Origin of the sequence: Luteimonas sp. 9C, assembly GCF_902506295.1 — a bacterium.
In the GTDB taxonomy this organism is placed as follows: Bacteria; Pseudomonadota; Gammaproteobacteria; order Xanthomonadales; family Xanthomonadaceae; genus Luteimonas.
In genome coordinates, this window is sequence record NZ_LR733312.1 from 1,770,467 (window position 1) to 1,796,573 (window position 26,107).

Sequence of the window (26,107 nt, forward strand, 5' to 3'; positions counted from 1 at the left end):
CCCATCGATGCGACGTACCCGGGGATTCACGCTGATCGAACTGATGATCGTCGTCGCGATCATCGCCATCCTGGCCGCGATCGGGCTGACCGCCTACCAGGACTACGTGGCGCGCGCGCAGGTCGCCGAGGGCTTCTCGCTGTCCAGCGATGCGCGCACCGCCATCGCGATGCGTCACGCATACTCGGGTACGTTTCCAGCCGACAACGCGGCGGCCGGAATCGCGCAGCCGGGCTCGATCGCCGGGCCCTATGTGGAGTCGGTCACGATCGGGCCGGCCGGACAGATCGATGTGCGGCTGGGCAATCAGGCCAGCAACCGCATCGCCGGCCAGACCCTGGCCATGCAGGCCGTACTGGACGCCGGCAGCCTGCACTGGAACTGCAGCGGCGTGGACGCGCGCTACGTACCCTCGGCCTGCCGCTGAGACCGGGTGCTGCCCAGCAGCCGCGCGAATGACCAGGCCAGCGCACTGAAGCACAGGTCCGCCGCCACCGACAGCACACGCAACACGGCGGCAAGGACCACCGCGTCCGACGCAGGCAGCCAGGGGGCGAGGCCCGCCACCAGCACGAACTCGCGCACGCCCAGCCCCGCCGGCGCAAACACGGCGAGGATGCCTGCCACATTGGCCGCAGCCAGCAATCCGACGACGTACGTCATCGATGGGCCCGCCCCTTCCATGCCGGGCATCGAGCGCAGGCACACGAACAGACCGGCACCTGCGCACACGTGCGCGAGCAGATACAGCAGCGGCACGCCCCATTCTCGGTGGGTGGGCGGCGTGCGCTGCAGCCCGCCGAGCGGTCGCGACACTCGCATCGCCGGCACGATCACGACAGCCAGCGCACAGGCTGTCAGCAGGCGCCACACCACCGCAGTGTCCCACGCGCGTGCGATCGACCCATCCAGCCCCAGTGCCGCCGCCGATACGCACACCGCCAGCGCCAGGCCGGCCAAGACGAAGGCGAGCTGTTCGTAGAGCACGGTGAATCCGAGCGCACGCGCCGTCACGCCATGGCGCGACACCAGTCCCAGCTTGCCGGCGAAGAGTCCGACCTTGCCGGGAAGATAGCGCCCGAGCCAGGCCATGGCCTGCAGCGGCAGCCAGTCCTTCGCGGCCAAGCGCAGGCCGAGATGCGCACGCACCACTTCCGTCCAGGCGAAGCCGAGTATCCACGCCATCGCCACCCAGGCGATCGCGAAGGCATACGGCGCCGGCGTCGCAAGCCATTCGGCCCACGCCACCAACGCCACATCCAGATCACGCGCATACCAGACCATCGCGACGCACACGGCAACGACATAGAGCGCCTTGATCCAGCGGACCAGTCGCCCGCGGCTCATCGTGGTGACAGCAGGAGGATCGTCCACGGCAACGGTGAGCGCACCGCCTCCACACGGAAGCGCGTGGCCGCCAGCCTGACCAGTCCACTGCGCGACCAGTGCTGCACGTGTCCCGGCGTATTGCCCCACTGCCCGAGATACTTGCCGCGGCACATGTTCATTGCGCGCCAGACCGGCTCGCGTGGCGTGGAAATGAGCACATGTCGACGCGCGACACGGGCCAACTCGTCGAGTGCGCGTTCGGGCGCGTCGAGATGCTCGAGGACTTCCATCATGACCACGACGTCCGCCGACGCATCGCCCATGGCCAGCGCATATGCGGACTGCCGGAAGACGGGAACACCGGGATTGCGATCAGACGTGGCCGCCACCAGCGTGTCGCCGATGTCGGATGCGCAGATCGACACATCCGCGGGCAACCAGCGGCGCAGTCGCTCGGTTGAATATCCGGCACCGCAGCCGACCTCGACCAGGGTATCCCCGCCCCGTAACGCGGGCTCCAGAAGGCTGCGCACGCCCGAATAGAACCCGTCCACGAGACGCGCGCCGATTCCACCGCTCTCGTACTTGCCGGTGAACTGGGCGTCGGAATCGTGGGTCATGCGTCGCGCCGGTAGGTCAACGCGGTGACCTGTTCGGAGACCAAACCGATCAGGAACACAATGACGGCCGCGCTCAGCAGCAACGCACTCATGTTGGTGAAACGATGCTCGGTTGCGAACGTCCAGCCGTAGTAGCCCAGTCCGATCAGGAAGAATCCGACGCTGGCCGGCATGAAGAGTTTGAAGGGCGAATACAGCGTCGCGATCTTGAAGATGATCAGCAGGAACCGCACACCATCCCGCATCGGCCGTAGATGGCTTCTGCCAATGCGCTGCGCCACTGGAATCGGCACGTAGGCGACCGGATAGGCGCTGCGGAAGAACGCCATGGTGCAGGTGGTGGGATAGGAGAACCCGTTCGGCAGCAGATGCAGGAACTCGCGGAACTTGTCCGCACGCACGGCTCGGAATCCGGACGTGAGATCGGCGATCCGATGCCCCGTCATCCAGCTGGCCAGGCGGTTGTAGAAGCCGTTGGCCAAGCTGCGGCCGCGGCTGGCCTGACCCGACGCGTCGCGCGCGCCTACCGCCATGTCGTATCCCGCGCGCAAACGCTCGAGAAGCGGCTCGATGTGCGCAGGGTCATGCTGGCCGTCGGCATCCATGAAGACGAGCACGTCGCCGGTCGCCGCGCGGGCGCCACGCTTGATCGCGGCGCCATTGCCCATCGAGTAGGGCGCGCCCACGACGCGTGCCCCGTGCGCGCGTGCGACTTCCGCGGTGTCGTCGCTCGAGCCGTCGTCCACCACGACGACTTCCGCGTCGGGCTGACACTGCAGCAGCAGCGGCAGGATCTTCCGAAGTCCTTCGGCCTCGTTCTTGGCCGGCATCACCACCGATATCCGCATCGCGCTCCCCTTTCCCGGATGAGAGCGTAGCCTGCGCCCTGCCGCGCGCAAAGTGCGCGGAGGCGCGTCCGGGCGGTCTCCATGCAGTAAAGTGCGTCCAGCCACACTGGAAACCGCCTATGAGCGCCGTCGCGACCCCGAATCTGGTCGGTATCACCGGCATCGCCCGCCGTCTTGTCCTCGACGGTGCGCTGGACGAAGCCGCCGCGCGCGATGCGCTGGAGAAAGCGACCGCAGCGCGCAAGCAGATTTCGGCCTATCTGCGCGAACAGAAGCTGGTGACCGCGGCGCAGATGGCGGCTGCCAACTCGATCGAATTCGGCATGCCGGTCTTCGACCCGGCGGTCATGGATGCCCAGGCCAGCGCGGTCAAGCTGGTCAGCGAGGAGTTGCTGGGCAAGCACGGCGTGTTGCCGCTGTTCAAGCGCGGCAGCCGGCTGTTCGTGGGCACGGCGGACCCCACCAATACGCATGCACTCGACGAGATCAAGTTCCACACCAACCTCACGGTCGAACCGATCCTGGTCGACGAGGAGAGCATCCGCCGTACGCTGGAGGTCTGGCTGCAGTCCTCGGACAGCTTCGGCGACGCACTCGACGACGGGGACGGACTCGACGCGCTCGATGTCGGCACCGACGACGATCCGGGCAAGATGGAGAACGCGGTCGACGGCAAGGACGACACGCCGATCGTCAAGTTCGTCAACAAGGTGCTGGTGGATGCGATCAAGCGCGGCGCCTCCGACATCCACTTCGAGCCCTACGAGACCGATTACCGGGTGCGCCTGCGCATCGACGGCATCCTCAAGCAGGTCGCCAAGATGCCGGTCAAGCTCAACGGGCGCATCACTGCGCGCCTGAAGGTCATGGCGCAGCTCGACATCGCCGAGAAGCGCATCCCGCAGGACGGGCGCATCAAGCTCAACCTGTCCAAGACCAAGCAGATCGACTTCCGCGTCAGCACCCTGCCCACGTTGTTCGGCGAGAAGGTGGTGCTGCGTATCCTGGATGCCAGCGCGGCCAAGCTGGGCATCGACAAGCTGGGCTACGAGCCGGAGCAGCAGAAACTCTTCCTCGAAGCCATTCACAAGCCCTACGGCATGGTGCTGGTGACCGGCCCGACCGGCTCGGGCAAGACGGTGTCGCTGTACACGGCGCTGGGCATTCTCAACGACGAGACCCGCAACATCTCGACCGCCGAGGATCCGGTGGAAATCCGCCTGCCCGGCGTCAACCAGGTGCAGCAGAACAACAAGCGCGGCATGACCTTCGCCGCCGCGTTGCGCTCGTTCCTGCGCCAGGACCCGGACATCATCATGGTCGGCGAAATCCGTGACCTTGAAACCGCGGAAATCGCGATCAAGGCCGCGCAGACCGGCCACATGGTGTTGTCCACCCTGCATACCAACGATGCGCCGCAGACCATCGCCCGCCTGATGAACATGGGCATTGCGCCCTACAACATCACCAGCTCGGTCACGCTGGTGATCGCGCAGCGACTCGCCCGCCGTCTGTGCTCACGTTGCAAGCGCAAGGTGGACCTGCCCGACCATGCGCTGCTGGCCGAGGGGTATACCGAAGACCAGGTGCGCGCGGGAATCGAGATCCACGAAGCAGTGGGCTGCGACGAGTGCACCAACGGCTACAAGGGTCGCGTGGGCGTGTACCAGGTGATGCCGATGAGCGAGCAGATCCAGGAAATCATCCTGCAGGGTGGCAACGCGATCCAGATCGCCGAGGTCGCCGCACGCGCAGGCGTCAACGATCTGCGCAAGTCGGCGCTGGAGAAGGCGCGGCAGGGATTGACGAGCCTGGCGGAGATCAACCGGGTCACGAAGGATTGACCATGGGGAGTCGCGCACACGTGCGCGCAGTTCCATGGTCCGGTTCAAGCCGCCTGCGGGGGTAGACGCGCGTCCTGAGGTCGAGCCGGCCGCCCGGCGCTTCAGACCCGAGTACGGAACCCGGCAACCGGTCACGGCGCGATCTGCCACTTTGTACGCCAAGCCGCTACCATGCGGCCATCTGCCCGGCTGGGGAAAGCCGGTTCATCTGGGGGAACACCCGCATGTCTGCCACCCGCACCGCCGCCCGCAAAACCGTCGGCAACAAGCCCGCGCTCCCCGTCCGCGAGGGCGTGACCCTGGAGACGTTCGTCTGGGAGGGCACCGACAAGCGCGGCGTCAAGATGAAGGGCGAGCAGCAGTCGAAGAACGTCAACATGCTGCGCGCCGAGTTGCGGCGACAGGGAATCCAGCCCGGCGTCATCAAAGCGAAGGGCAAGCCTCTGTTCGGTGGTGCTGGCAAGAAGATCACACCGAAGGACATCTCGGTCTTCAGTCGCCAGTTCGCGACCATGATCAAGTCCGGCGTGCCCGTGGTGCAGGCGCTGGAAATCGTGGGGAACGGCAACAAGAACCCACGCATGGCAAAGCTCTTGAATACGATGCGCCTGGACATCGAGGGCGGCTCGTCGATCAACGAGGCGCTGTCCAAGCACCCGGTCCAGTTCGATGAGCTCTACCAGAATCTTGTCCGCGCTGGCGAATCTGCAGGTGTCCTGGAGACGGTGCTCGACACCATCGCGACCTACAAAGAGAACACCGAAAAACTGAAGGGCAAGATCAAGAAGGCCCTGTTCTACCCGATCGCGGTGATCGCGGTTGCCATCATCGTCAGCGCGATTCTGCTGATCTTCGTGGTGCCGCAGTTCGAGTCGGTGTTCAAGGATTTCGGCGCCGAGTTGCCCGCGTTTACCCAGATGATCGTGTCGGCCAGCCGTTTCATGGTGGCGTGGTGGTGGATCGTCCTGCTGGTTTTTGCGGGAAGCATCGCAGGCTTCATGTTCGCGTATCGACGCTCTGTACCCATGCAGCACGGCATTGATCGTCTTCTGCTCAAGATTCCTGTGATCGGCCAGCTGCTGCACAACGCGGCCATTGCAAGATTCGCGCGGACGCTGGCGACGACATTCAAAGCGGGCGTCCCACTGGTCGAAGCGCTGGATATCGTGTCGGGCGCGACGGGCAACACTGTCTACGAAAAAGCCGTGCTGCGGATGCGCGATGACGTGTCGGTGGGCTACCAAGTCAACATGGCGATGAAGCAGGTGAATCTGTTCCCGCACATGGTGGTGCAGATGACCGCGATCGGCGAAGAGGCCGGCGCACTCGACACGATGCTGTTCAAGGTGGCCGAGTTCTACGAGGAAGAGGTCAATAATGCGGTCGATGCGCTGAGCAGTCTGCTCGAACCCATGATCATGGTGTTCATCGGCGGCCTCGTCGGCGGCATGGTCATCGGCATGTACCTGCCGATCTTCAAGTTGGCGTCGGTCGTCTGATGCGTTTTTCCGCAGTGATCCTGTAAATGGCGTTTCTCGACCAGAACCCCGCCTTGGGCTTCCCGCTCGCCGCCGGCTTCGGCCTGCTGGTGGGCAGCTTCCTCAATGTCGTGATCCTTCGGCTGCCGCGGCGCATGGAGTGGCAGTGGAAACGCGATTCGCGCGAGATCCTCGGCGAGCCGGAGCTCTATGATCCGCCGCCGCCCGGCATCGTCGTCGAGCGGTCGCATTGCCCGCATTGCGGCCATCAGCTGTCGTGGTACGAGAACATCCCGGTCCTGAGCTGGCTGGCGCTGCGCGGCAAGTGCCGCAGCTGCAAGACGCCGATCTCGATGCAGTACCCGGCGGTCGAGCTGCTGACGATGCTGCTGTTCGTGGCCTGCGTGTGGCGTTTCGGCTTCGGTTGGCAGGGCTTCGGTGCGCTGGTGCTGACCGGGTTCCTGGTCGCGGCCTCGGGCATCGACCTGCGGACCCAGCTGCTGCCCGACTCCCTGACCTTGCCGTTGATGTGGCTGGGCTTGATCGCGAGTCTCGACAATCTCTACATGCCCGCAAAACCTGCGCTGCTGGGCGCGGTGGTGGGCTATGCGAGCCTGTGGACGGTCTGGTGGCTGTTCAAGCAGGCCACCGGCAAGGAAGGCATGGGCCATGGCGACTTCAAGCTGCTCGCCGCACTCGGCGCGTGGTGTGGACTGAGCGGTCTGCTGCCGATCATCCTGCTCTCAGCCGTGGCCGGCGCGATCATCGGTTCGATCATGCTGGCCGTGCAGGGTCGTGACCGGTCCACGCCGATTCCGTTCGGGCCGTATCTCGCCATCGCCGGCTGGGTGACCTTCATGTTCGGCCACGATCTGGTCGAGCGTTACAAGCAGTTCGCCGGCCTCGGCTGACCACTGCCTCGCAATGAGCGCGTTGATCATCGGCCTGACCGGCGGCATCGCCTCGGGCAAGACCGCGGCCACGCAGGCATTCGAACGACGCGGCATCGTCGTCGCCGATGCGGACCTGGCGGCGCGCGATGCAGTCGCACCCGGCAGTGCGGGCCTCGCAGCGGTCGTCGAAGCGTTCGGCGCCGACGCTCTGACCGACGACGGCAGCCTTGATCGGGCTGCGATGCGGCGGCGGATCTTCGAAGATCCCGAGGCGCGGCTGCGACTGGAAGCGATCATCCATCCCCGCGTGCGCGAGGCCCTGCGCGTCGCCTGCGAGGCGGCGCCCGGACCGTACGCGGTCGCGGCGATTCCATTGCTGACCGAAGGCGGCCGCGCGGCGTACCCGTGGCTGCACCGCGTGCTGGTGATCGACGTGCCGCGCGAACTTCAACTGGCGCGGCTGCTGGCGCGCGACGGGATCGATGCCGCGCTTGCCGAGCGGATGGTGGCGGCCCAGGCCACGCGCGCAGCGCGCCTGGCGATTGCGGACGACGTGATCTTCAACGATGGATCACTCGATGCGCTGGACGCCGCCGTCGGTGTTCTCGATGCGAAATATCGGCAGATGGCAGGCGCGACCCGCTGAGCTTCGCGTGTGGCGCGGCCACCGGGCGACCCGCGCCCTGCCTGCGCGACCACGACCCGACGCGCGCTCATCCGGGCGACCACAGGCTCCGGATCGCAGCGATGCCCTGGGCCCCATGGCGGCGGGCCTCGGGAATGTCGGCGGGCGTCATGCCACCGATCGCGTAGATCGGCAGCGCCGTGGTCTCGCGCAGCCGCGCGAACGCGTCCCAGCCGATGCCCGGCACACCGGGATGGCTGGCGGTGTCGGCGACGTGCCCGAGCACGACGAAATCGCAGCCCAGACGGGCAGCGTGGGACAGGTCTTCCGCGCTGTGACAGGAGGCCGCCAGCAGCGTGCCCTCGGGGACGGGACGCGCCGCGAGTGCCTGCAACGCGTCCGACCGGAGATGGACACCGACGCCGGCAGCCAGCGCGGCCTCGACCGGTCCGTTGAACAGCAGCTGCGCGTCGTACCTGCGGCAGCGCGCCGCCGCCTGCTGCAGCAACACGGACTGGCGAGCAGCGGGCATGCCGTGCAGGCGCAACTGGATGCGCCGGACGCCACGGCGCAGGGCGGTCTCAAACGTCTCCAGCCACGGTCCATCGTCGGCGCCCGGCGGCGGCGTCACCAGATAGCGATCGGGCGTCTGCAGCGCGGCCACGACCGGCAGGTCGGCGGGGGGCATCGAATAGCGCCCCAGCTTGTCGGGCGCCACCCAGGTCAGTGCCTGGCCTTCGCGACCCTTCGGCACACCCTCCCAGTGCGCGATATGCCGGACGTCGAGCCGCAGGCGCTTGCTCGGGTAGCGCTGCGGCACGGTCATCAGCGGCGCGCCGACGGTGACACGGATGCCGAGTTCCTCGTCCAGCTCGCGAATCAGCGCAGCTTCCGGCGTCTCGCCGGCTTCGCGCTTCCCGCCGGGAAATTCCCAGAGTCCGGGCATGTCGCGATTGGGCGTGCGGCGTGACAGCAGGATCCGGCCGCGCTTGTCGGTGATGACGCCGGCGACGACTTCGATGACGCGTTCGCTCATGCCGCTCGACGCTCCGGACAGGGCTTCAGGTTAGGCGGGGTGCGGGCGGTTTGCCAGCCATGACCGCAATCGCCGGAAGACCGCCCAGTCGCCCCGGCTTCGACGCCGTCGAGCCCCTCTCCCTCCAGGGTAAAAGCACGCGTGCGAGCCACCGGCTTCCGTGACTACAAACGCCCTCGCGCTGGCGCGAGGGCTGGGGCCTGTAGTGGGGTCGGGGTGACGGTGCTCTACGCGAGACGCCGACCCTCACCCGACGCGCTCTGCGCGTCGACGACCCACTCGCGGAGGAAGAGGTACCGGAAAACCCGCTGAACGGAACTCAGCTCAGCTGCCCGTGGCAGTGCTTGAACTTCTTGCCGCTGCCGCACGGGCACGGGTCATTGCGGCCGACCTTGTCGCCGTCGCGGACGATCGTGGCCTGCGGGCCCTGGGCGGCCGCGGACGCGCGCACGTCCTCGGCTTCCTCGTCGGCGCCGTAGCCACCCGCGTCGGCGTGCTGGAACTGGGCCTGGTTGAGCTTGGCTTCGATCTGGCGACGCTCCTCGGCCTCCAGCGCGGCGATCTCGTCCTCGCTGCGCACGCGCACGCGGGCGAGCATCGTCACGACGTCATGCTTGACCTTGTCGAGCATCTCCGAGAACAGTTCGAACGCTTCGCGCTTGTATTCCTGCTTCGGCTGCTTCTGCGCGTACCCGCGCAGATGGATGCCCTGGCGCAGGTAGTCCATGCGGCCGAGGTGTTCCTTCCAGCCCTGGTCGAGCACGTTGAGCATGATGTGCTTCTCGAGCATGCGCATCGTCTCGTCGCCGAGCGAGGCTTCCTTCTCAACGAACAGGCGGTCGACTTCCTTCTGCACGTGTTCGGCGATCTGCTCGGCATCCAGTTCGTCGCTGGACTTGGCCATGTCGACCAGCGGCAGGCGCACGCCGAATTCGCGGTCGATTTCCGACTCCAGGCCCGGCAGGTCCCACTGCTCGTCGATCGACTGCGGCGGCACGTACCGGCCGACGATGCCGGCCACGACGTCGGCGCGGATGCCGTCGACGTTGTCCTGGATGCTCTCCGCGTCCAGCAACTCGTCGCGCTGGCCGTAGATCACCTTGCGCTGGTCGTTGTTCACGTCGTCGAAGTCGAGCAGGTTCTTGCGGATGTCGAAGTTGTGCGCTTCCACTTTGCGCTGCGCGTTCGCGATCTGCTTGGTGACCAGCGGCGACTCGATGATGTCGTCTTCCTGCAGGCCCATGCGCGCCATGACCTTCTGCACCCAGTCGGCGGCGAAGATGCGCATCAGGTTGTCTTCGAGCGACAGGTAGAAGCGGCTCGAACCCGGATCGCCCTGGCGGCCCGAACGGCCGCGCAGCTGGTTGTCGATACGACGCGATTCGTGGCGCTCGGTGCCGATGATGTGCAGGCCGCCGGCGGCCTTGACCGCGTCGTGGCGCACCTGCCACTCGCTGCGCAGCCTGGTCTTCGTGGCCTCGTCGACCGGCACGCCGGACTCGGCTTCCAGTGTCGCCAGCTCGGTCTCGAGCGAGCCGCCGAGCACGATGTCGGTACCGCGGCCGGCCATGTTGGTCGCGATGGTCACCGCGCCGGGACGACCGGCCTGCGCGATGATCGTCGCCTCGCGCTCGTGCTGCTTGGCGTTGAGCACCTCGTGGTGGATGCCTTCCTTGCGCAGGTGTTCGCTGAGCAGCTCGGACACCTCGATCGAGGTCGTACCGACCAGCACCGGCTGGCCGCGCTCGTTGGCGGCCTGGATCTCGCGCGCGACCGCACGGTACTTGCCCGCGCGGTTGAGGAACACCGCATCGGGATTGTCCTTGCGGATCATCGGACGGTGGGTCGGAATCACCACCACTTCGAGCGAGTAGATGCTCTCGAACTCGTAGGCCTCGGTATCGGCCGTACCGGTCATGCCCGAAAGCTTGCCGTACATGCGGAACAGGTTCTGGAACGTGATGCTGGCGAGCGTCTGGTTCTCACGCTGCACCGGCACGCCTTCCTTCGCTTCCACCGCCTGGTGCAGGCCGTCCGACCAGCGGCGACCCGGCAGCGTACGGCCGGTGAACTCGTCGACGATGATGACCTCGCCGTCGCGGATGATGTAGTGGTCGTCGCGCTGGTAGATCGCGTGCGCGCGCAGGCCGGCGTTGAGGTGGTGCACGACGTGGATGTTCTGCGGGGCGTAGAGGCTCTCGTCCTCGCCGAGGATGCCGGCCTTGCGCAGCAGTTCTTCCGCGTGCTCCTGGCCGGCCTCGGACAGATGCACCTGCTTGCCCTTCTCGTCGACCCAGAAGTCGCCGTCGCCGTCCTCGGTTTCCTGGCGCACCAGCGACGGCACGATCCGGTTGACCTTGATGTAGAGCTCCGGCGAATCGTCGGCGGGGCCGGAGATGATCAGCGGCGTGCGCGCCTCGTCGATGAGGATCGAGTCGACCTCGTCGATGATCGCGTAGTTGAGGCCGCGCTGGTAACGGTCGGCCTTCGACAGCGCCATGTTGTCGCGCAGGTAGTCGAAGCCGAACTCGTTGTTGGTGCCGTAGGTGATGTCCGCGCGATAGGCGTCACGCTTGGCTTCGCCGTGCGGCATGCCGGGCCAGATCACGCCGACCGACAGGCCCAGCCAGTTGTAGAGCTTGCCCATCTGCGCCGCGTCGCGGCGGGCCAGGTAGTCGTTGACCGTGATGACGTGAACGCCCTTGCCCTCGAGTGCATTGAGGTAGGTCGGCAGCGTACCGACCAGCGTCTTGCCCTCACCGGTGCGCATCTCGGCGATCTTGCCCATGTGCAGCACCATGCCGCCGATCAGCTGCACGTCGTAGGGGCGCATGCCCAGCACGCGCTTGCTGGCCTCGCGGCACACCGCGAAGGCTTCCGGCAGGATCTTGTCGAGCGTCTCACCGTTGCCGACACGCGCCTTGAACTCGGGCGTCTTGGCCTGCAGTTCGGCGTCCGACAGCGCCTCCATCTGCGGCTCGAGCGCGTTGATCTTCACAACGATCTTCTCGAGCTGTTTGACGAAACGGTCGTTGCGGCTACCGAAGACGCTGGTGAGCAGGCGATTGAGCATGGGAAGTCCGGGTTCTGGAGACGGAACGCGGTCCGGGGCGGTTTCCCCCGAATCCGCACACAAGAAAAAGGGCGCCAAGCGCCCTTCGATGGCAACACGCATTGTAGCTTGGGGAGCGCGGCCGCGTTTTCAAGCGGGCCGCAGCCGACGCGCCGTGCGCATCGACCGCTCACGAAAAGCGGCGTGGCCCGATCGTTGCGCCGCAAGCGAGCTGCGCGCGCGACCGGCTTACTGGCGGCGCACGCCCATGTCGCCGAGGAACTTGCGCGGGTTCTGCACGCGACCGTTTTCCCAGACCTCGAAATGCACGTGGGCGCCGGTCGAGCGACCGGTCGAGCCGGCCTTGGCGATCTCGTCGCCGACGCGGACCAGATCGCCCACCCGCACCACGTTGCGCGAGTTGTGCGCGTAGCGGGTCACGTAGCCGTTGCCGTGGTCCACTTCGACCACGTTGCCGTAACCGCTGCGCACGCCGGAGTAGCTGACCACGCCGTCGGCGACGGTCATCACGCGATCGCCGGTCCGGGCATTGAAGTCGATGCCCTTGTGGAACTGCCCGCCGCGACCGAAGGGATCGGCGCGGTACCCGTAGGACGACGTCACGAAGGTGCTGGTGACCGGCGAGCGCGACGGACGCGCATTCTGTTCGAGTTTGCGGTCGAAGAGCAGCGCCTCCAGCACCGACAGCTGCTGACCGGCGCTGGCCAGATCGCTGTCGAGCGCATCCATGCCACCGAGCAGCTTCCGCGCCGGCATGTCATGGGCGGGCTCCGCACCACCCTGGCCCACCGGGCGGTCGAAATCGAATTCGCCGTCCTCGAGTCCCGCGCCGCGCGCGAGGCGGTCGCCGAGCGCATTGAGCCGGTTGGCCTGCGCCTGCAGTTCACCCATGCGGGCGGCCAGTGCGTTGATCTCGCGCTGCGCCTCGCGGCGTGTGTCCTCGATGCCGCGCTCGTTCGCCGTGGCCACGCCGTGCATGCGCACGACCTCGGTGGCGTTGAGGGCGACGCCGCCGCACAGGCTGGCCACCGCAACGGCGGTCATCACGGTCAGCGGCTTGCGGACCGCGAGTGCGCGGGCCTTGGCGGCCACCTGCGCAGCGCGACCGCGCATATCATTCAACAACGTATCTAGAGTCATGCGTGCCAATGTCTGATTTCAGGTCCAGGTTCAAGCCACCCCGCATCGGCGCGTCCCGTAGCGGGATACCGACGGCCGCACTGGATGCGGCGCTGGGTGGTGCGTCGGCCGATCCGATCCGCCGGGCCATGTGGCTCGACGCGCTGGATCGCCGCCTCGTTCCCCTGCTGCCTCCAACGCTGGCGCCGCATGCGCGGCTGGCCAATGTCGATGGCAACAGGCTGGTTTTCCTCGTCGATTCGCCCATCTGGCACGCCAGGCTGCGCCTGTCGGCCGACGTGCTGCTCGACGCCGCCCGGTCCATCGGGCTGGATGTCAGCGACATCGTGATCAGGACCTCGACCCGGCCGCTGCGCCCCGAAATCGATGCGGGTCGCGCGCGTCCGACACCGCCATCCCCCGTCGCCCGCAGGGCCGTGGCGGCCGCGCTGGCGTCGCTGCAACCGTCGGATGACGAAGACAGCGGGACGCGATGAGTCGGTGGATCCCGGTCCCCTGGTCACCGACGTCGACGCCGGGTGAAGGGGAGCGGGCATCCTACCGGCGGTTCCGCGGCGGGAAGTTAACTGAAAATTAAAGATTCAGAAATTAAGAATTAAATTTCTGTTAACTACGCAGGCAGGCCTGAACGCTTCGCAGCCGCGGAGACGGGATTCAACCCGGATTGCCGAAGATGAACGGCCCGATCAGGCGAGCGCAGGGGTGCCGTAAGCGACGGGCGCCGGCGCGGTGTGGTCGAAGCTCACCGTCTCCCACGCATCGGCCTGTGCCAGCAGCGCGCGCACCAACTTGTTGTTGAGCGCGTGACCGGACTTGTAGCCGACGAAGCGGCCGAGGATCGGATGACCGGCGAGATACAGGTCGCCCACCGCGTCGAGGATCTTGTGACGCACGAACTCGTTGGCGTAACGCAGGCCGTCGTCGTTGAGCACACGGAACTCGTCGAGCACGATCGCGTTGTCCATCGAACCGCCGAGGCCGAGGTTGCGCTCGCGCATGTATTCGAGATCGCGCATGAAGCCGAACGTCCGCGCGCGGCTGACTTCGCGGATATAGGCCTCGGTGGAGAACTCCACTTCGGCGCGCGACTGCGCCACCGGAATCGCCGGGTGGTCGAAGGCGATGGTGAAGTCGAGCCTGAAGCCGTCGTAGGGCTCGAAGCGCGCGATCTTGTCGCCTTCACGCACTTCCACCGCCTTGAGCACACGGATGAAGCGCTTGGGCGCGTCCTGCTCGACCACACCGGCCGACTGCAGCAGGAACACGAACGGACCGGACGAGCCGTCCATGATCGGCACTTCGGCCGCGGACAGTTCGATGTAGAGGTTGTCGACGCCCAGGCCCGCGAGCGCGGACATCAGGTGTTCGACGGTCTGCACGTTGGCCGGGCCGCAACTCAGGCCGGTGCACAACGTGGTTTCGGTGACGAGGTTGCCGTCGGCCGGAATCTCGACTACGGGCTCCAGGTCGACGCGGCGGAACACGATGCCGGTGTCGGGCGCTGCCGGACGCAGGGTCAGGAACACTTTCTCGCCACTGTGCAGGCCGACGCCTGTCGCGCGGATCACGTTCTTGATGGTGCGTTGGCGGGGCATGGGGGAGTCCGCAGAAAGGAAGGATCCGCAACGTCCGACATCAGACGGTCATCGGAACCGGGGGGCAGATTATCACGGCACCGCCTGAACCTGAACGAAAGCGCGGCAGTGCAGCAATGCGCTGGAGGCATGCGGAAAACCCCGCATCGCAACGCCTGAAAACGGTCCACCGGAATGCCCGGTGGACCCAAAGGCATCGCGCGGACAACGCGACGCCGGGCAACACATCGTGACGGGAGGACGATCCGTCACGCAGCGGCTTGCCATCGCCGCGCACCAGTCACCGGTACGCGCGCAACGGACTGCCGCGATGGACGCGGATCAGTCGGCCTGGCGACGCAGGGCGAGACGAAGCGCTTGCGAGGCACTGCCTCGCGCTTCGTCGCGCGCCCGGCCATGGATGGCCGGGCCGGACCTACCGGAGCCGATGATCTGCGCCATGGATGGCATCAGTCAGCCTGGCGACGCAGGAAAGCCGGAATATCCAGGTAGCTGCTGTCGCTGCCGAAGTCGGCCGCCTTGGGCGCTTCCGACGGTTCAGCGCGCGTCGCACCGCGCAGCGGCGAAGCCGTCGACGCGCCGCCACCGTTGCCGCGCAGCGACGCCGCGATGCTGTGGCCCGGGCTGTACGGGGCCACAGCATCGGGCGCGTCGTCGATCAGCATGCCGGTCGTGCCGTCGCGCACGCCCCGCTGGTTGTTGCTGATCAGCTGGACCTGCGGCTTGCCGCGGCCGGCGCTGTCGCCGTTGTAGCCGGTGGCGCGCGCGGGTGCACGGTTGAGGCCGGTGGCGACCACGGTCACGCGGACTTCGTCCTGCATGTCGGGATCGAGCACGGTGCCGATGACGATGGTCGCGTCTTCGCTGGCGAAGTTCTCCACGGTGCGGCCGACTTCGTCGAACTCGGCCATCGTGAAGTCCGCGCCGGCGGTGATGTTGACCAGGATGCCGTTGGCGCCGGCCAGGTTGACGTCGTCGAGCAGCGGGTTCTGGATCGCGGCTTCGGCGGCGGCCTGGGCGCGGTCGTCGCCACGTGCGTTGCCGGTGCCCATCATCGCCAGGCCCATTTCCGACATCACGGTGCGCACGTCGGCGAAGTCGACGTTGATCAGGCCCGGACGGACGATCAGGTCGGCGATGCCCTGCACGGCGCCCAGCAGCACGTCGTTGGCGGCGCGGAAGGCCTGGATCATCGTGGCGTTGCGGCCGAGGACGGTGATCAGCTTCTCGTTGGGAATGGTGATCAGCGAGTCGCAATGCGCCGACATCTCTTCGATGCCCTTGAGCGCGACCTGCATGCGGCGGCGGCCTTCGAACGGGAACGGCTTGGTGACCACGGCGACGGTCAGGATGCCCATCTCCTTGGCCAGCTGCGCGACGACCGGCGCCGCACCGGTGCCGGTGCCGCCGCCCATGCCGGCGGTGATGAACACCATGTCGGCGCCCTGCAGCGCGTCCATGATGATCTCGCGATCTTCCAGCGCGGCCTGACGACCGACTTCCGGGTTGGCGCCTGCGCCCAGACCCTTGGTGACGCTGCTGCCGAGCTGCAGCTGCAGCTTGGCGCCGCAGTTCTTGATCGCCTGCGAATCGGTGTTGGCGGTGATGAACTCAACGCCGTCGACGCTGTTGTTGACCATGTGGGCGACCGCGTTGCCGCCGCCGCCGCCGACACCGATGACCTTGATCACCGCGTTTGGAGCCATTTTCTCGACCAGTTCGAAATGTGCCATGTCCGTCGTCCTCTGGGTTTGGGCCGGGTTTCGGCGTGGTGTCCACGTCCTTCCCGGCATCTATTGGTTTAGGTGTCGCCTGCCGCACTTGCATCTGTCGCCGTCGCCCTGCCCGCCGCATCCCGCACTGGCGCGAATCAGAATTCGCCGTTGAACCGCGCCCACATCTTCTTCATCCACCCGCCGGCGCGACCGCCGGAAACCACCGGACGCCGCGGGTGTTCGATCTGGCTGCCCATCAGCAGCAGGCCCACGCCGCTCGCGTGGACCGGATTGCCGACCACTTCGCCCAGGCCCGTGACGTGCTGCGGAATGCCCACGCGCACCGGCATCTGCAGCATTTCCTCGGCGAGTTCGACCACGCCTTCCATCTTCGAGGCGCCGCCGGTCAGCACCATGCCGGCGCGGACGTGCTGTTCGAAGCCCGAGCGACGCAGTTCGGCCTGCACCATCTCGAAAATTTCCTCGTAGCGCGCCTGCACCGCCTGCGCCAGCGACTGGCGCGGCAGGCGACGCGGCGGACGGTCGCCGACGCTCGGCACCTGGATCGATTCCTCGCTGGTCGCCAGCTGCGCCAGCGCGCAGGCGTAGCGGACCTTGATCTGCTCGGCTTCCGGCGTCGGCGTGCGCAGCATGTGCGCGATGTCTTCGGTGACCTTGTCGCCGGCGATCGGCAGGCTGGCCGTGTGGCAGATCGCGCCCTGCACGAACACCGCCAGATCGGTCGTGCCCGCGCCCATGTCGACCAGCACCACGCCGAGCTCGCGCTCGTCCGAGGTCAGCACCGCGGTGCTCGAGGCCAGCGACGACAGGATCAGATCGTCGATCAAGAGGCCGCAACGCTGCACACACTTGCTGATGTTGGCCGCGGCCGACTGCGCGCAGACCACGAGGTGCGCATGCACTTCGAGGCGCACGCCGGTCATGCCGACCGGATTGCGGATGCCTTCCTGCGAATCGTCGAGCACGTACTCGCGCGGAATCGCGTGCAGGATCTTCTGGTCGGCCGGAATCGCGACGGCCTTGGCGGCGTCGAGCACGCGGTCGAGATCGGCCCAGGTCACTTCGTTGTCGCGGATCGGCACGATGCCCGGCGAGTTGCGGCACTGCACGTGGTTGCCGGAGATCGACGCGTAGACCGAGCGGATCTCGCAGCCGGCCATCAGCTCGGCCTCTTCCACTGCACGCTGGATCGACTGGACCGTCGATTCGATGTCGACCACCACGCCGCGCTTGAGCCCGCGCGATTCGTGGCTGCCGATGCCGATGACTTCGATCGGGTTGCCCGGCGAATATTCGCCGACCAGCGCCACCACTTTCGAGGTGCCGATGTCGAGTCCGACGATGAGCGTCTTGTCGCCTTTGCGGTTCATGTGAGGCCGTGCTTCTGGATGCGGAGTGCGTGGGACATCGGGGCCACCGCGACGCGGTTGGCGGGTGTGCCGGCCAGCGCCGCAGCGCCTGCATCGGCAGCGGCTTCGGCCGCTTCGGGCTGCGCCCAGACGAGGGCGAAGCCGTTGGTGTAGCGGAGGTCGGCGCGCGCGAGCGGCTCGGCGCGGCCGGTGGTCAGGCGCGGCAGCATCCGCGCGAACCGGGCGAGACGCAGACGCGCTTCCTGGCTGCCGACGATGACTTCGGTACCGCTCGACAGCGTCAGGTGCCAGCTGCCGCGCGCGTCGAGCACCACGCGCTCGACCTGCACGCCGGCGCCGCCGAACAGATCGCGGGATTCGTTGTAGAGCGCGACGATGTCGGCGATGCGGTTCTCGGGACCTTCGAAGTGCGGCATCTGCGCGGGGGCCTCGACACCGTCCGCGGCGAACAGGCGGCCACGCGTCGACAGCAGGCGCGCGTCGCCCCAGTGCGCGAAGGGCACGTGCTCGGCGATGCGCACGTCCAGCACGTCCGGCCAGGTCTTGCGCACTTCGACGCCGGCCACCCACGGCAGACGCGCGATGTCGCGCTGCGCATCGCCCAGATCGACGGCGAAGAATCCACGCTGCGCATGCGGCAGCACCGCGGCGCGCACGCGCGCGGTGTCGACCTGCTCCAGGCCGTCGTTGACGCGCAGCACACGCAGCGGCCAGCGGTCGGCGCCGATCCAGCCGTTGACGACGGCGACCACCGGCAGGGCCACCAGCGCAATCGCCAGTGTCCAGGCCAGAACCCGCAGCATCGTGCCGAACGCCTGGCTCATCGCGCCGTCACCTCCAACGGAAGGGTCGCTTCGAGCACGCGCCAGCACAGCGCCGGATAGTCGATGCCGATCTTCGCCGCGGCCTTGGGCACCAGCGAATGGCTGGTCATGCCCGGCGCGGTGTTCACTTCGAGCAGCAGCAGCGCGCCGGTGCGACGGTCACGCATCACGTCCACGCGGCCCCAGCCGCTGCAGCCGGCCGATACGAACGCGTCGACGGCGAGCGCACGGATGCGCGTCTCGTCGGCACCGTCCAGGCCGGGGCACAGGTACTGGGTGTCGTCGGACACGTACTTGGCGTCGTAGTCGTACCACGCGCCCTTGGGCACGATGCGGATCGACGGCAGCGCACGCGGGCCTTCGAGGTCTTCGATTACCGCGACGGTGAGTTCGTCGCCCTCGACCATCTGCTCCATCAGCAGTTCGCCCGGATAGCGCGCAGCAAGCGCGACCGCGGCCTCCAGATCGGCGTCTTCGAACACGCGGCTGATGCCGACGCTGGAGCCTTCCTTCGACGGCTTGATGATGACCGGCAGGCCGATCTCGCGCGCCGCGGCATGGACGTCGTCGCCCTGCTGCAGGCGGCGGTAGCGCGGCGTCGGCAGGTCGAGGCTCATCCACACCTGCTTGGTGCGGATCTTGTCCATGGTCAGCGCCGAACCGAGCACGCGCGAGCCGGTGTAAGGCACCGCGAATGCGTCGAGCAGACCCTGCACCACGCCGTTCTCGCCGTCGCCGCCGTGCAGGATGTTGAACACGCGGTCGAACTGGCCGGCGACGATCGCCTTGGCCAGCGCCGGTACGCCGTCGACGGCATGCGCATCGACGCCGCGCGAACGCAGCGCCTCGAGCACGCCCTGCCCCGACTGCAGCGAGACCTCGCGCTCGGAACCGGGACCGCCGAGCAGCACGGCGACGCGACCGAACACGGCCGGATCGGTGAAGCGCGGCGGCGACAGTGTCAGGCTCATCGCGTGCCCTCCGTCACCTGGAAGCCGGACTGCGCCAGCTGCTGCACGGCGGCGCCGATGTCGCCGGCGCCCATCATCAGCAGCAGGTCGCCGTCCTGGAGGATGTCCGGCAGCACGCCGGCCAGGTCGTCGGCGCTGTTGACGACGACGGGATCGATGCGGCCACGCGCCCGGATCGCACGCGCCAGCGCCTTCGCGTCCGCGCCCGCGATCGGCGCTTCGCCGGCCGGATAGACCTCGGTCAGCACCAGCGCGTCGACATCCGACAGCACGCCGGCGAAATCGTCGAACAGGTCACGCGTGCGGCTGTAGCGGTGCGGCTGGAACGCCACGACGAGGCGACGGTCGCTCCAGCCCCCACGCGCGGCTTCGAACACCGCAGCGAGTTCCCTGGGGTGATGGCCGTAGTCGTCGACCAGCTGCACGCGTGCGCCGGTCGGCGTGACGAGCTCGCCGAGCAGATTGAAGCGGCGGCCGATACCCTCGAAGCGGCCGAGCGCGGCGACGATGGCTTCCGGCGCGACGCCGAGCTGCCAGCCCACTGCGGCGGCGGCGAGCGCGTTGAGCACGTTGTGGCGGCCGGGCAGCGCGAGACGCGCACGCACGCGGGTGTTCTCGGGCAGGCACAGCGTGAACGTCATCGCCGCGCCGTCCTGGCCGATGTCCTCGGCGCGCACGTCGGCGTCTTCGGACAGACCGTAGGTCATCACGTGGCGCGGCGTTTCCGACGCCAGACGCGCGACTTCGGCGTCATCGATGCACAGCACCGCGAGACCGTAGAACGGCAGGCGGTGCAGGAATTCGTGGAACGCGGCCTGCACGCGGGCGAAGTCGCCGCCGTAGTTCTCCAGGTGATCGGCGTCGATGTTGGTGACGATGGCGACCAGCGGATTGAGACGCAGGAAACTGCCGTCGCTCTCGTCGGCCTCGGCCACCAGCCAGTCGCCGCTGCCCAGCCGCGCATTCGCGCCCGCGGCCAGCAACTGGCCACCGACGACGAACGTCGGATCGAGGCCACCCTCGGCGAGCACGCTCGCGGTCAGCGAGGTCGTCGTCGTCTTGCCGTGGGTGCCGGCCACCGCGATGCTGCGGCGGAAGCGCATCAGCTCGGCGAGCATCTCGGCGCGCGGCACCACCGGAATGCGCTGCGCGCGCGCTTCCATCAGCTCGGGGTTGTCGTGGCGGATCGCGCTCGACACGACCACGCAGTCGGTGCCCAGCACGTTGGCCGCGGCGTGGCCACGATGGATCGTCGCGCCCAGACGCGTCAGGCGACGCGTGGTCGCGCTGTCGGCGGTATCGGAACCCGACACCTTGTAGCCCAGCGTGCACAGCACTTCGGCGATGCCGCTCATGCCGATGCCGCCGATGCCGACGAAGTGGACGCGCGAGAACACCTTGGCGAAGTCTTCCTTCGACAGGCCGCGGGTCTGGTGGAGACGACGGATCATGCCTGGCTCCTGCCGCCGAAGCTCGGCTCGACGCGCTGCTGCAGGCGGCTGGTACCGCGCGACGGCGCGCCCGACTGCACGGGCAGTGGCGGCTGGGTGGTGGGGGGAACCGGGCCTGCGGGCGCCGGCGCCGCGGCGTCGCCGCGCAACCGGGCGACCTGACGCTGGGCACGGTCGAGTTCGTAGGACACGCGCAGCAGCAGGCCCATCGCGACGCACGTCATCATCACGCTGGAGCCGCCCGACGACACCAGCGGCAGGGTGAGGCCCTTGGTCGGCAGCAAGCCGAGGTTCACGCCGATCGACACCATGCTCTGCAGGCCGATCATCAGCGCCACGCCGAAGGCGCAGTAGCCGGCGAAGTGGCGGCGCATCTCGACGCACTTCAGGCCGACCCAGAACGCACGGCCGACCAGCGCGACGAACAGGCCGATCACCAGGCACACGCCGATAAAGCCGAGTTCCTCGGCCAGCACCGAGAAGATGAAGTCGGTATGCGCTTCGGGCAGGTACGACAGCTTCTGCACCGATGCCCCCAGGCCCACGCCGGCGAACTCGCCGCGCCCCACCGCCATCAGCGCATTGCTGAGCTGGTAGCCCGCGCCGAGCTGGTCGGCCCACGGATCGAGGAACGAGGTCAGGCGACGCACGCGGTAGGGCTCGAGGATCGCGATGAAGGCGAAGATCGGCAGGCCGATGACGACCGGCGCAGCCATGCGCGGCATGTGCACGCCGCCGAGCACCAGCATGCCGGCGGTCACCGCGAGGATCAGCGAGGCGTGGCCGAAGTCGGGCTGCAGCAGCAGCAGGCCGACCAGGCCGACCGCGACGCCGAGCGGCTTGAGCATCGCCGGCCAGGTCGCGTTGACCTCGTCGCGGAAGCGCACGAGATAGCTCGACAGCCACACGATGTAGATGACCTTGACCGCCTCGACGACCTGGAAGTTCGACACGCCCAGCCAGATCCAGCGGTGCGCGCCATTGACCGAGCGGCCGAGGCCGGGCACGAACACCAGCAGCAGCAGGCCGAAGCAGGCCAGCAGCACGAAGCGGTCGTATTTCTCGATCGTCTTGAGTTCCGTGCGCATCACCGCGAACGCCAGGCCGAAACCCAGCGCAAGGAACATCAGATGACGGGTCAGGAAGTAGTAGCGGCCGACGCGCAGGTCCTCGCCGATGGCGATCGAGCTCGACGCGACCATGATCACGCCGAGCGTCGCGATCGACACGATGATGCCGACCAGCCACGGATCGAAGCGGCCGACGATGTCGTCGATGCGGGTCGCCTGGCGGGTGCCGGCGCCGTCGTGGGCCATGGCATCGTAGCTGCGGGCCATCAGCGCACCTTCAACGTGGCGAGGCCGACCAGCACCAGGATCACCGAGATGATCCAGAAACGCACGATCACGCGCGGCTCGGGCCAGCCCTTGAGTTCGAAGTGGTGGTGGATGGGCGCCATGCGGAACACGCGCTTGCCGGTCAGCTTGAAGCTGGCCACCTGGATCATCACCGACAGCGTCTCGATGACGAAGATGCCGCCCATGATTACCAGCACCAGTTCCTGGCGGACGATCACCGCCATCGTGCCGAGCACGGCGCCGAGCGCCAGCGCGCCGATATCGCCCATGAACACCATCGCCGGATACGTGTTGAACCACAGGAAGCCCAGGCCCGCGCCGGCGATCGCCGCGCAGATGATCACCAGTTCACCCGCGCCCGGCACCTGCGGAATTTGCAGGTAGTTCGAGAACACCGCGTTGCCGGAGGCGTAGGCGAACACGCCGAGACCGCAGGCGACCAGCACGGTCGGCATGATCGCCAGACCGTCGAGCCCGTCGGTCAGGTTCACCGCATTGGAGAAGCCGACGATCCAGAAGTAGGCGATCGCCACGAAACTGACGCCGGCCAGCGGCAGGGCGATCGACTTGAACAGCGGCACGTAGAACGTGGTGGCCGCGGCGACGTCGGCATAGAGATAGAGGTAGAGACCGGCGGCGAGGCCGAAGATCGACTGCAGCAGGTACTTCCAGCGGGACTTGAGGCCGTTGGGATCGCGCTTGACGATCTTGATCCAGTCGTCGTACCAGCCGATCACGCCGAAGGCCACCATCACGCCCATCACCACCCACACGTACTTGTTGCGCAGGTCGCCCCACAGCAGCACCGACAGGAAGATGGTCAGCAGGATCAGCGCCCCGCCCATGGTCGGCGTACCGGCTTTGGAGAAATGCGTCTGCGGACCGTCCTGACGGATCGGCTGGCCGCCCTTGAACTGGGCGAGCTTGCGGATCACCGCCGGGCCCAGCCACAGCGACAGCAGCAGCGAGGTCAGCGCCGCGAGGATGCCGCGGAACGTGAGGTATTCGAACAGCTTGAAGAAGTCTTCCAGACCCTGCAGCCAGCGGGCGAGTTCAAGCAGCATGTCCGGTTCCTTCAGTCGTGCGCAGCGCGGTGACCACCCGGTCCATCGCGCTGCCGCGCGAGCCCTTCACCAGCACGCGCGCATCGGCGTGCAGGTCGGCCCGCAGCGCTTCGATCAGCGCGTCGTGGGTCTCGAATCGGCGCGCACCGTCGCCGAAGGCATCAGCGGCGGCCGCGCTCAGTGCGCCCAGCGCATACAGCCGCGCGATGCCGGCCGACTTCGCGCGCACACCGGCCTGGGCGTGCATCGCCGCGCCATCGGTGCCGAGTTCGCGCATGTCGCCCAGCACCAGCCAGCGGTCACCGCCGCCGGCGGCGAGCGTGTCGATGGCGGCGTTGAGCGAACCGGGATTGGCGTTGTAGCTGTCGTCGATCAGCACCGCGCCTTCAGCCACCGTGTAGCGGACCAGACGGCCGGCGACGGCTTCGGCGCTGCCGAGCGCGACGACGATGGTCGCCAGCGGCACGCCGGCGGCGAGCGCGATGGCCGTCGCGGCGAGCGCGTTGCGCACGTTGTGGCGGCCGGGCAACGGCAGGGTGACGTCGGCCTCGCCCGCGGGCGTGAGCAGACGGAAGTGCGCACCGGCTTCATCGAGGCGCACGTCGCGCGCGGACACGTCGGCCGTGGCCTCGATGCCGAAGCGCAGCAGGCGACGGCCGTGGGCGCGCTCCGCGAAATACGGTGCGAACGCGTCGTCGGCATTGATGATCGCGGTGCCGTCTGCGGGCAGCGCGTCGTAGATCGCGGCCTTGGTATCGGCGATGCCCAGCAGGCTGCCCATGCGCTCCATGTGCGCCGGCGCGATGTTGTTGACCAGTGCGATGCGCGGCTGCGCGATCGCGGTCAGGTAGGCGATGTCACCCGGCTTGCCGGCGCCCATCTCGTAGACCGCGAAGACCGCATCTTCCGGCGCATCGAGTACCGCCAGCGGCAGGCCGATCTCGTTGTTGAAATTGCCGGGGTTGAAGCTGGTGGGTGCATGACGCGACAGGATCGCGGCGACCAGCTGCTTGACGCTGGTCTTGCCGTTGCTGCCGGTGATCGCCACGACCGTCGCGGCGCGTGCGCGCTGCACCGCGGTGGCCAGCGCACCGAGTGCCAGCTGCGGATCACTGACCACGATCTGCGGCAACGTGATGTCGAGCGGACGCGCGACCAGTGCCGCACGCGCGCCGCGGGCGGCGGCATCAGCGACGTGATCGTGCCCGTCGAAGGTGTCGCCCTTCAGCGCGACGAACAGCAGCGCATGCACTTCGGCCGCGTCGAGCTTGCGGGTATCGGTGGCGACGGCATCGATCGGAAAATCGCTGTCGACGCCGTGCAGACGACCGTTGACCAGCTGTGCGATGCGGGCGAGCGACAACGGATTCATGACCGCGCCTCCGCATCACGTGCATCCAGCGCGGCCTGCGCGACGACGCGGTCGTCGAAGGCATGCTGCACGCCGTCGATCTCCTGGTAGGGCTCGTGGCCCTTGCCGGCGATCAGCACGATGTCGCCCGGCTTCGCTTCGCCGATCGCGCGTTCGATCGCGCGACGACGGTCGCGCTCGATCGTGACGGCGTCGGGCCTGGCGAAGCCGGCCAGGATGTCGGCGACGATCGCATCGCCGTTCTCGCCGCGCGGGTTGTCGTCGGTGACGATGACCCGGTCGGCGTGCGCTTCGGCGATGGCCGCCATCTGCGGACGCTTGCCGGTGTCGCGCTCACCGCCGCAGCCGAACACGCAGACCAGCTCGCCACGCAGATGACCGCGCAATGACTGCAGCGCCTGCTGAAGCGGATCGGGCTTGTGCGAATAGTCGACGACGACCAGCGGCTGCGTGTCGCCGCCGCCCAGACGGTTCATGCGGCCGGCGATCGGTTGCAGAGCGCCGAGCACGCGCGCGATGTCGGCCGGCGCATGGTCCAGCGCACGCAGCACGCCGGCCACGACCAGCAGGTTGTCGACGTTGAAGCGGCCGAGCAGCGCCGCGCGCACCGGCAGCGACTGGCCGTCGATGCACAGCGTGAACGCGAGGCCGCGGTCGTCGAGCGTGATGTCGTGCGCTGCGATGTCGGCCGCGGCATTGCCGGCAGCGCTGGTGGTGATCGCACGGACGCTGCCGTCGAGCTGCGCGGGCAGCGTGGCGCCGAAGGCGTCGTCGATGTTGATGACCGCGGCCTTCAGGCCCTCGCGCACGAACAGCTTGGCCTTCGCCGCGCCGTAGCCGGCCATGTCGCCGTGATAGTCGAGATGGTCGCGGGTGAGATTAGTGAACACCGCGACGTCGTAATGCACGGCGTCGACGCGGCCCTGGTCGAGCGCGTGCGAGCTGACTTCCATCGCCACCGCAGCTGCGCCGGCGTCGCGCAGCTGCGCGAGCAGCGCATGCGTCTGCAGCACCAGCGGCGTGGTGAAGCCGGTCGGCGCGATCGCGCCATGCAGGCCGGCGCCGAGCGTGCCGATGGTGCCGGCGCGCGTGCCGATGGCTTCGAGCGCCTGCGCCAGCAGCTGCACCGTCGAGGTCTTGCCGCTGGTGCCGGTCACGCCGACCATCGTCATCGCCTGCGACGGCTGGCCATGGAACGCATCGGCCATCGTGCCCATGCGCGCACGCAGACCGGTGACGGCGATCGCATCGGCCGGCAGCGAGGGAATCTCCGCCGGGACCGGCGGCTCGAACAGGATCGCGCTGGCGCCGGCGGCGCGCGCGATGTCGGTGAAGTGCAGGCCGTGGGTACCGAAGCCGCCGATTGCGACGAAGGCGTCGCCCGGACGGATCGCGCGGCTGTCCTGGACGAGACCGATGATCACGGTGTCGGCCGGCACCGCCGCCACGTCGGGCAGCAAGGTGCTGAGCGCCATCGCGC

General features: G+C 67.8%; 22 protein-coding genes. 6 read left to right on the forward strand and 16 right to left on the reverse strand.

Going from position 1 to position 26,107, the window contains the following annotated elements; genetic code table 11:
* Positions 1 to 7: 7 nt before the first annotated feature.
* The gene (locus CURTO8I2_RS08090) at positions 8 to 427 is read left to right on the forward strand and encodes a pilin (protein WP_159680202.1); all 420 of its coding nucleotides are present in this window, start codon (positions 8 to 10) and stop codon (positions 425 to 427) included.
* Here the strand turns inward: CURTO8I2_RS08090 and CURTO8I2_RS08095 are convergent.
* From CURTO8I2_RS08095 to CURTO8I2_RS08105, 3 genes are read right to left on the reverse strand one after another with little or no spacing between them, the layout of a single operon-like run.
* A complete protein-coding gene (locus CURTO8I2_RS08095; protein ID WP_236551035.1) occupies positions 403 to 1,347 on the reverse strand; it encodes a hypothetical protein in 945 nt (314 codons plus the stop codon). The genes CURTO8I2_RS08090 and CURTO8I2_RS08095 overlap by 25 nt on opposite strands.
* A complete protein-coding gene (locus CURTO8I2_RS08100) occupies positions 1,344 to 1,949 on the reverse strand; it encodes a class I SAM-dependent methyltransferase (RefSeq protein WP_159680207.1) in 606 nt (201 codons plus the stop codon). Before CURTO8I2_RS08100 ends, CURTO8I2_RS08095 begins: the two co-directional genes overlap by 4 nt.
* Positions 1,946 to 2,797, reverse strand: a complete 852-nt coding sequence (locus tag CURTO8I2_RS08105; protein WP_159681605.1) for a glycosyltransferase family 2 protein — start codon at positions 2,795 to 2,797, stop codon at positions 1,946 to 1,948. The genes CURTO8I2_RS08100 and CURTO8I2_RS08105 overlap by 4 nt, the downstream gene beginning before the upstream one ends.
* A gap of 119 nt (positions 2,798 to 2,916) precedes the next feature.
* Between CURTO8I2_RS08105 and pilB the strand changes: the two genes are divergently transcribed.
* The 4 genes from pilB to coaE all read left to right on the forward strand — a co-directional run bounded on the left by pilB (position 2,917) and on the right by coaE (position 7,658).
* The gene (pilB, locus tag CURTO8I2_RS08110) at positions 2,917 to 4,641 is read left to right on the forward strand and encodes a type IV-A pilus assembly ATPase PilB (RefSeq protein ID WP_159680210.1); all 1,725 of its coding nucleotides are present in this window, start codon (positions 2,917 to 2,919) and stop codon (positions 4,639 to 4,641) included.
* A 344-nt stretch (positions 4,642 to 4,985) separates the two neighbouring features.
* Positions 4,986 to 6,140, forward strand: a complete 1,155-nt coding sequence (locus CURTO8I2_RS08115) for a type II secretion system F family protein (RefSeq protein WP_236551131.1) — start codon at positions 4,986 to 4,988, stop codon at positions 6,138 to 6,140.
* A 26-nt stretch (positions 6,141 to 6,166) separates the two neighbouring features.
* Entirely contained in the window at positions 6,167 to 7,030 is an 864-nt protein-coding gene (locus tag CURTO8I2_RS08120; protein WP_159680215.1) for an A24 family peptidase, read from the forward strand.
* Between the two features lie 13 nt (positions 7,031 to 7,043).
* Positions 7,044 to 7,658, forward strand: a complete 615-nt coding sequence (gene coaE / locus CURTO8I2_RS08125; protein WP_159680217.1) for a dephospho-CoA kinase — start codon at positions 7,044 to 7,046, stop codon at positions 7,656 to 7,658.
* A 67-nt stretch (positions 7,659 to 7,725) separates the two neighbouring features.
* Here the strand turns inward: coaE and CURTO8I2_RS08130 are convergent, their stop codons facing one another.
* From CURTO8I2_RS08130 to CURTO8I2_RS08140, 3 genes are all read right to left on the reverse strand, one after another.
* Positions 7,726 to 8,673, reverse strand: a complete 948-nt coding sequence (locus CURTO8I2_RS08130; protein WP_159680219.1) for a Nudix family hydrolase — start codon at positions 8,671 to 8,673, stop codon at positions 7,726 to 7,728.
* A gap of 319 nt (positions 8,674 to 8,992) precedes the next feature.
* The gene (gene secA / locus CURTO8I2_RS08135; RefSeq protein WP_159680222.1) at positions 8,993 to 11,746 is read right to left on the reverse strand and encodes a preprotein translocase subunit SecA; all 2,754 of its coding nucleotides are present in this window, start codon (positions 11,744 to 11,746) and stop codon (positions 8,993 to 8,995) included.
* 228 nt (positions 11,747 to 11,974) lie between these two features.
* Entirely contained in the window at positions 11,975 to 12,859 is an 885-nt protein-coding gene (locus tag CURTO8I2_RS08140) for a M23 family metallopeptidase (RefSeq protein WP_236551036.1), read from the reverse strand.
* 35 nt (positions 12,860 to 12,894) lie between these two features.
* Here CURTO8I2_RS08140 and CURTO8I2_RS08145 point away from each other — a divergent pair, with 35 nt between their 5' ends.
* Positions 12,895 to 13,362 (forward strand): DUF721 domain-containing protein, encoded by a 468-nt coding sequence (locus CURTO8I2_RS08145; protein WP_159680228.1) that lies wholly within the window; start codon positions 12,895 to 12,897, stop codon positions 13,360 to 13,362.
* A gap of 210 nt (positions 13,363 to 13,572) precedes the next feature.
* Here CURTO8I2_RS08145 and lpxC read toward each other — a convergent pair whose 3' ends face one another.
* From lpxC to CURTO8I2_RS08195, 10 genes are all read right to left on the reverse strand, one after another.
* Complete coding sequence (lpxC, locus tag CURTO8I2_RS08150; RefSeq protein ID WP_159680231.1) at positions 13,573 to 14,481, reverse strand: UDP-3-O-acyl-N-acetylglucosamine deacetylase; 909 nt, start codon at positions 14,479 to 14,481, stop codon at positions 13,573 to 13,575.
* Positions 14,482 to 14,930: 449 nt separating this feature from the next.
* The gene (gene ftsZ / locus CURTO8I2_RS08155) at positions 14,931 to 16,214 is read right to left on the reverse strand and encodes a cell division protein FtsZ (protein ID WP_159680233.1); all 1,284 of its coding nucleotides are present in this window, start codon (positions 16,212 to 16,214) and stop codon (positions 14,931 to 14,933) included.
* 137 nt (positions 16,215 to 16,351) lie between these two features.
* Positions 16,352 to 17,587 (reverse strand): cell division protein FtsA, encoded by a 1,236-nt coding sequence (gene ftsA / locus CURTO8I2_RS08160; RefSeq protein WP_159681606.1) that lies wholly within the window; start codon positions 17,585 to 17,587, stop codon positions 16,352 to 16,354.
* Positions 17,584 to 18,411, reverse strand: coding sequence for a cell division protein FtsQ/DivIB (locus CURTO8I2_RS08165; RefSeq protein ID WP_236551037.1), 828 nt, complete (start codon positions 18,409 to 18,411; stop codon positions 17,584 to 17,586). Before CURTO8I2_RS08165 ends, ftsA begins: the two co-directional genes overlap by 4 nt.
* Complete coding sequence (locus tag CURTO8I2_RS08170) at positions 18,408 to 19,382, reverse strand: D-alanine--D-alanine ligase (RefSeq protein WP_159680235.1); 975 nt, start codon at positions 19,380 to 19,382, stop codon at positions 18,408 to 18,410. The genes CURTO8I2_RS08165 and CURTO8I2_RS08170 overlap by 4 nt, the downstream gene beginning before the upstream one ends.
* The gene (gene murC / locus CURTO8I2_RS08175; protein ID WP_159680238.1) at positions 19,379 to 20,833 is read right to left on the reverse strand and encodes a UDP-N-acetylmuramate--L-alanine ligase; all 1,455 of its coding nucleotides are present in this window, start codon (positions 20,831 to 20,833) and stop codon (positions 19,379 to 19,381) included. Before murC ends, CURTO8I2_RS08170 begins: the two co-directional genes overlap by 4 nt.
* The gene (ftsW, locus tag CURTO8I2_RS08180; protein WP_159680240.1) at positions 20,830 to 22,170 is read right to left on the reverse strand and encodes a putative lipid II flippase FtsW; all 1,341 of its coding nucleotides are present in this window, start codon (positions 22,168 to 22,170) and stop codon (positions 20,830 to 20,832) included. The genes murC and ftsW overlap by 4 nt, the downstream gene beginning before the upstream one ends.
* On the reverse strand, positions 22,170 to 23,255 hold the full coding sequence (mraY, locus tag CURTO8I2_RS08185) for a phospho-N-acetylmuramoyl-pentapeptide-transferase (protein WP_159680242.1): 1,086 nt from the start codon (positions 23,253 to 23,255) through the stop codon (positions 22,170 to 22,172). Before mraY ends, ftsW begins: the two co-directional genes overlap by 1 nt.
* Complete coding sequence (gene murF, locus CURTO8I2_RS08190) at positions 23,245 to 24,627, reverse strand: UDP-N-acetylmuramoyl-tripeptide--D-alanyl-D-alanine ligase (protein WP_159680245.1); 1,383 nt, start codon at positions 24,625 to 24,627, stop codon at positions 23,245 to 23,247. The genes mraY and murF overlap by 11 nt, the downstream gene beginning before the upstream one ends.
* Complete coding sequence (locus CURTO8I2_RS08195; RefSeq protein ID WP_201295537.1) at positions 24,624 to 26,102, reverse strand: UDP-N-acetylmuramoyl-L-alanyl-D-glutamate--2,6-diaminopimelate ligase; 1,479 nt, start codon at positions 26,100 to 26,102, stop codon at positions 24,624 to 24,626. The genes murF and CURTO8I2_RS08195 overlap by 4 nt, the downstream gene beginning before the upstream one ends.
* Positions 26,103 to 26,107: the final 5 nt, after the last annotated feature.

What these genes read in the sequence shown, in the direction of transcription:
- lpxC (WP_159680231.1), bottom strand. Translation starts at nt 14,481, where the DNA reads ATGCCCCGCCAACGCACCATCAAGAACGTGATCCGCGCGACAGGCGTC.
- CURTO8I2_RS08140 (WP_236551036.1), bottom strand. Translation starts at nt 12,859, where the DNA reads ATGCGCGGTCGCGCTGCGCAGGTGGCCGCCAAGGCCCGCGCACTCGCG.
- murC (WP_159680238.1), bottom strand. Translation starts at nt 20,833, where the DNA reads ATGATCCGTCGTCTCCACCAGACCCGCGGCCTGTCGAAGGAAGACTTC.
- CURTO8I2_RS08115 (WP_236551131.1), top strand. Translation starts at nt 4,986, where the DNA reads ATGAAGGGCGAGCAGCAGTCGAAGAACGTCAACATGCTGCGCGCCGAG.
- CURTO8I2_RS08170 (WP_159680235.1), bottom strand. Translation starts at nt 19,382, where the DNA reads ATGAGCCTGACACTGTCGCCGCCGCGCTTCACCGATCCGGCCGTGTTC.
- ftsZ (WP_159680233.1), bottom strand. Translation starts at nt 16,214, where the DNA reads ATGGCACATTTCGAACTGGTCGAGAAAATGGCTCCAAACGCGGTGATC.
- CURTO8I2_RS08195 (WP_201295537.1), bottom strand. Translation starts at nt 26,102, where the DNA reads ATGGCGCTCAGCACCTTGCTGCCCGACGTGGCGGCGGTGCCGGCCGAC.
- CURTO8I2_RS08105 (WP_159681605.1), bottom strand. Translation starts at nt 2,797, where the DNA reads ATGCGGATATCGGTGGTGATGCCGGCCAAGAACGAGGCCGAAGGACTT.
- CURTO8I2_RS08090 (WP_159680202.1), top strand. Translation starts at nt 8, where the DNA reads ATGCGACGTACCCGGGGATTCACGCTGATCGAACTGATGATCGTCGTC.
- CURTO8I2_RS08095 (WP_236551035.1), bottom strand. Translation starts at nt 1,347, where the DNA reads ATGAGCCGCGGGCGACTGGTCCGCTGGATCAAGGCGCTCTATGTCGTT.
- mraY (WP_159680242.1), bottom strand. Translation starts at nt 23,255, where the DNA reads ATGCTGCTTGAACTCGCCCGCTGGCTGCAGGGTCTGGAAGACTTCTTC.
- CURTO8I2_RS08100 (WP_159680207.1), bottom strand. Translation starts at nt 1,949, where the DNA reads ATGACCCACGATTCCGACGCCCAGTTCACCGGCAAGTACGAGAGCGGT.
- CURTO8I2_RS08120 (WP_159680215.1), top strand. Translation starts at nt 6,167, where the DNA reads ATGGCGTTTCTCGACCAGAACCCCGCCTTGGGCTTCCCGCTCGCCGCC.
- CURTO8I2_RS08165 (WP_236551037.1), bottom strand. Translation starts at nt 18,411, where the DNA reads ATGAGCCAGGCGTTCGGCACGATGCTGCGGGTTCTGGCCTGGACACTG.
- CURTO8I2_RS08145 (WP_159680228.1), top strand. Translation starts at nt 12,895, where the DNA reads ATGTCTGATTTCAGGTCCAGGTTCAAGCCACCCCGCATCGGCGCGTCC.
- coaE (WP_159680217.1), top strand. Translation starts at nt 7,044, where the DNA reads ATGAGCGCGTTGATCATCGGCCTGACCGGCGGCATCGCCTCGGGCAAG.
- murF (WP_159680245.1), bottom strand. Translation starts at nt 24,627, where the DNA reads ATGAATCCGTTGTCGCTCGCCCGCATCGCACAGCTGGTCAACGGTCGT.
- secA (WP_159680222.1), bottom strand. Translation starts at nt 11,746, where the DNA reads ATGCTCAATCGCCTGCTCACCAGCGTCTTCGGTAGCCGCAACGACCGT.
- pilB (WP_159680210.1), top strand. Translation starts at nt 2,917, where the DNA reads ATGAGCGCCGTCGCGACCCCGAATCTGGTCGGTATCACCGGCATCGCC.
- ftsA (WP_159681606.1), bottom strand. Translation starts at nt 17,587, where the DNA reads ATGAACCGCAAAGGCGACAAGACGCTCATCGTCGGACTCGACATCGGC.
- ftsW (WP_159680240.1), bottom strand. Translation starts at nt 22,170, where the DNA reads ATGGCCCGCAGCTACGATGCCATGGCCCACGACGGCGCCGGCACCCGC.
- CURTO8I2_RS08130 (WP_159680219.1), bottom strand. Translation starts at nt 8,673, where the DNA reads ATGAGCGAACGCGTCATCGAAGTCGTCGCCGGCGTCATCACCGACAAG.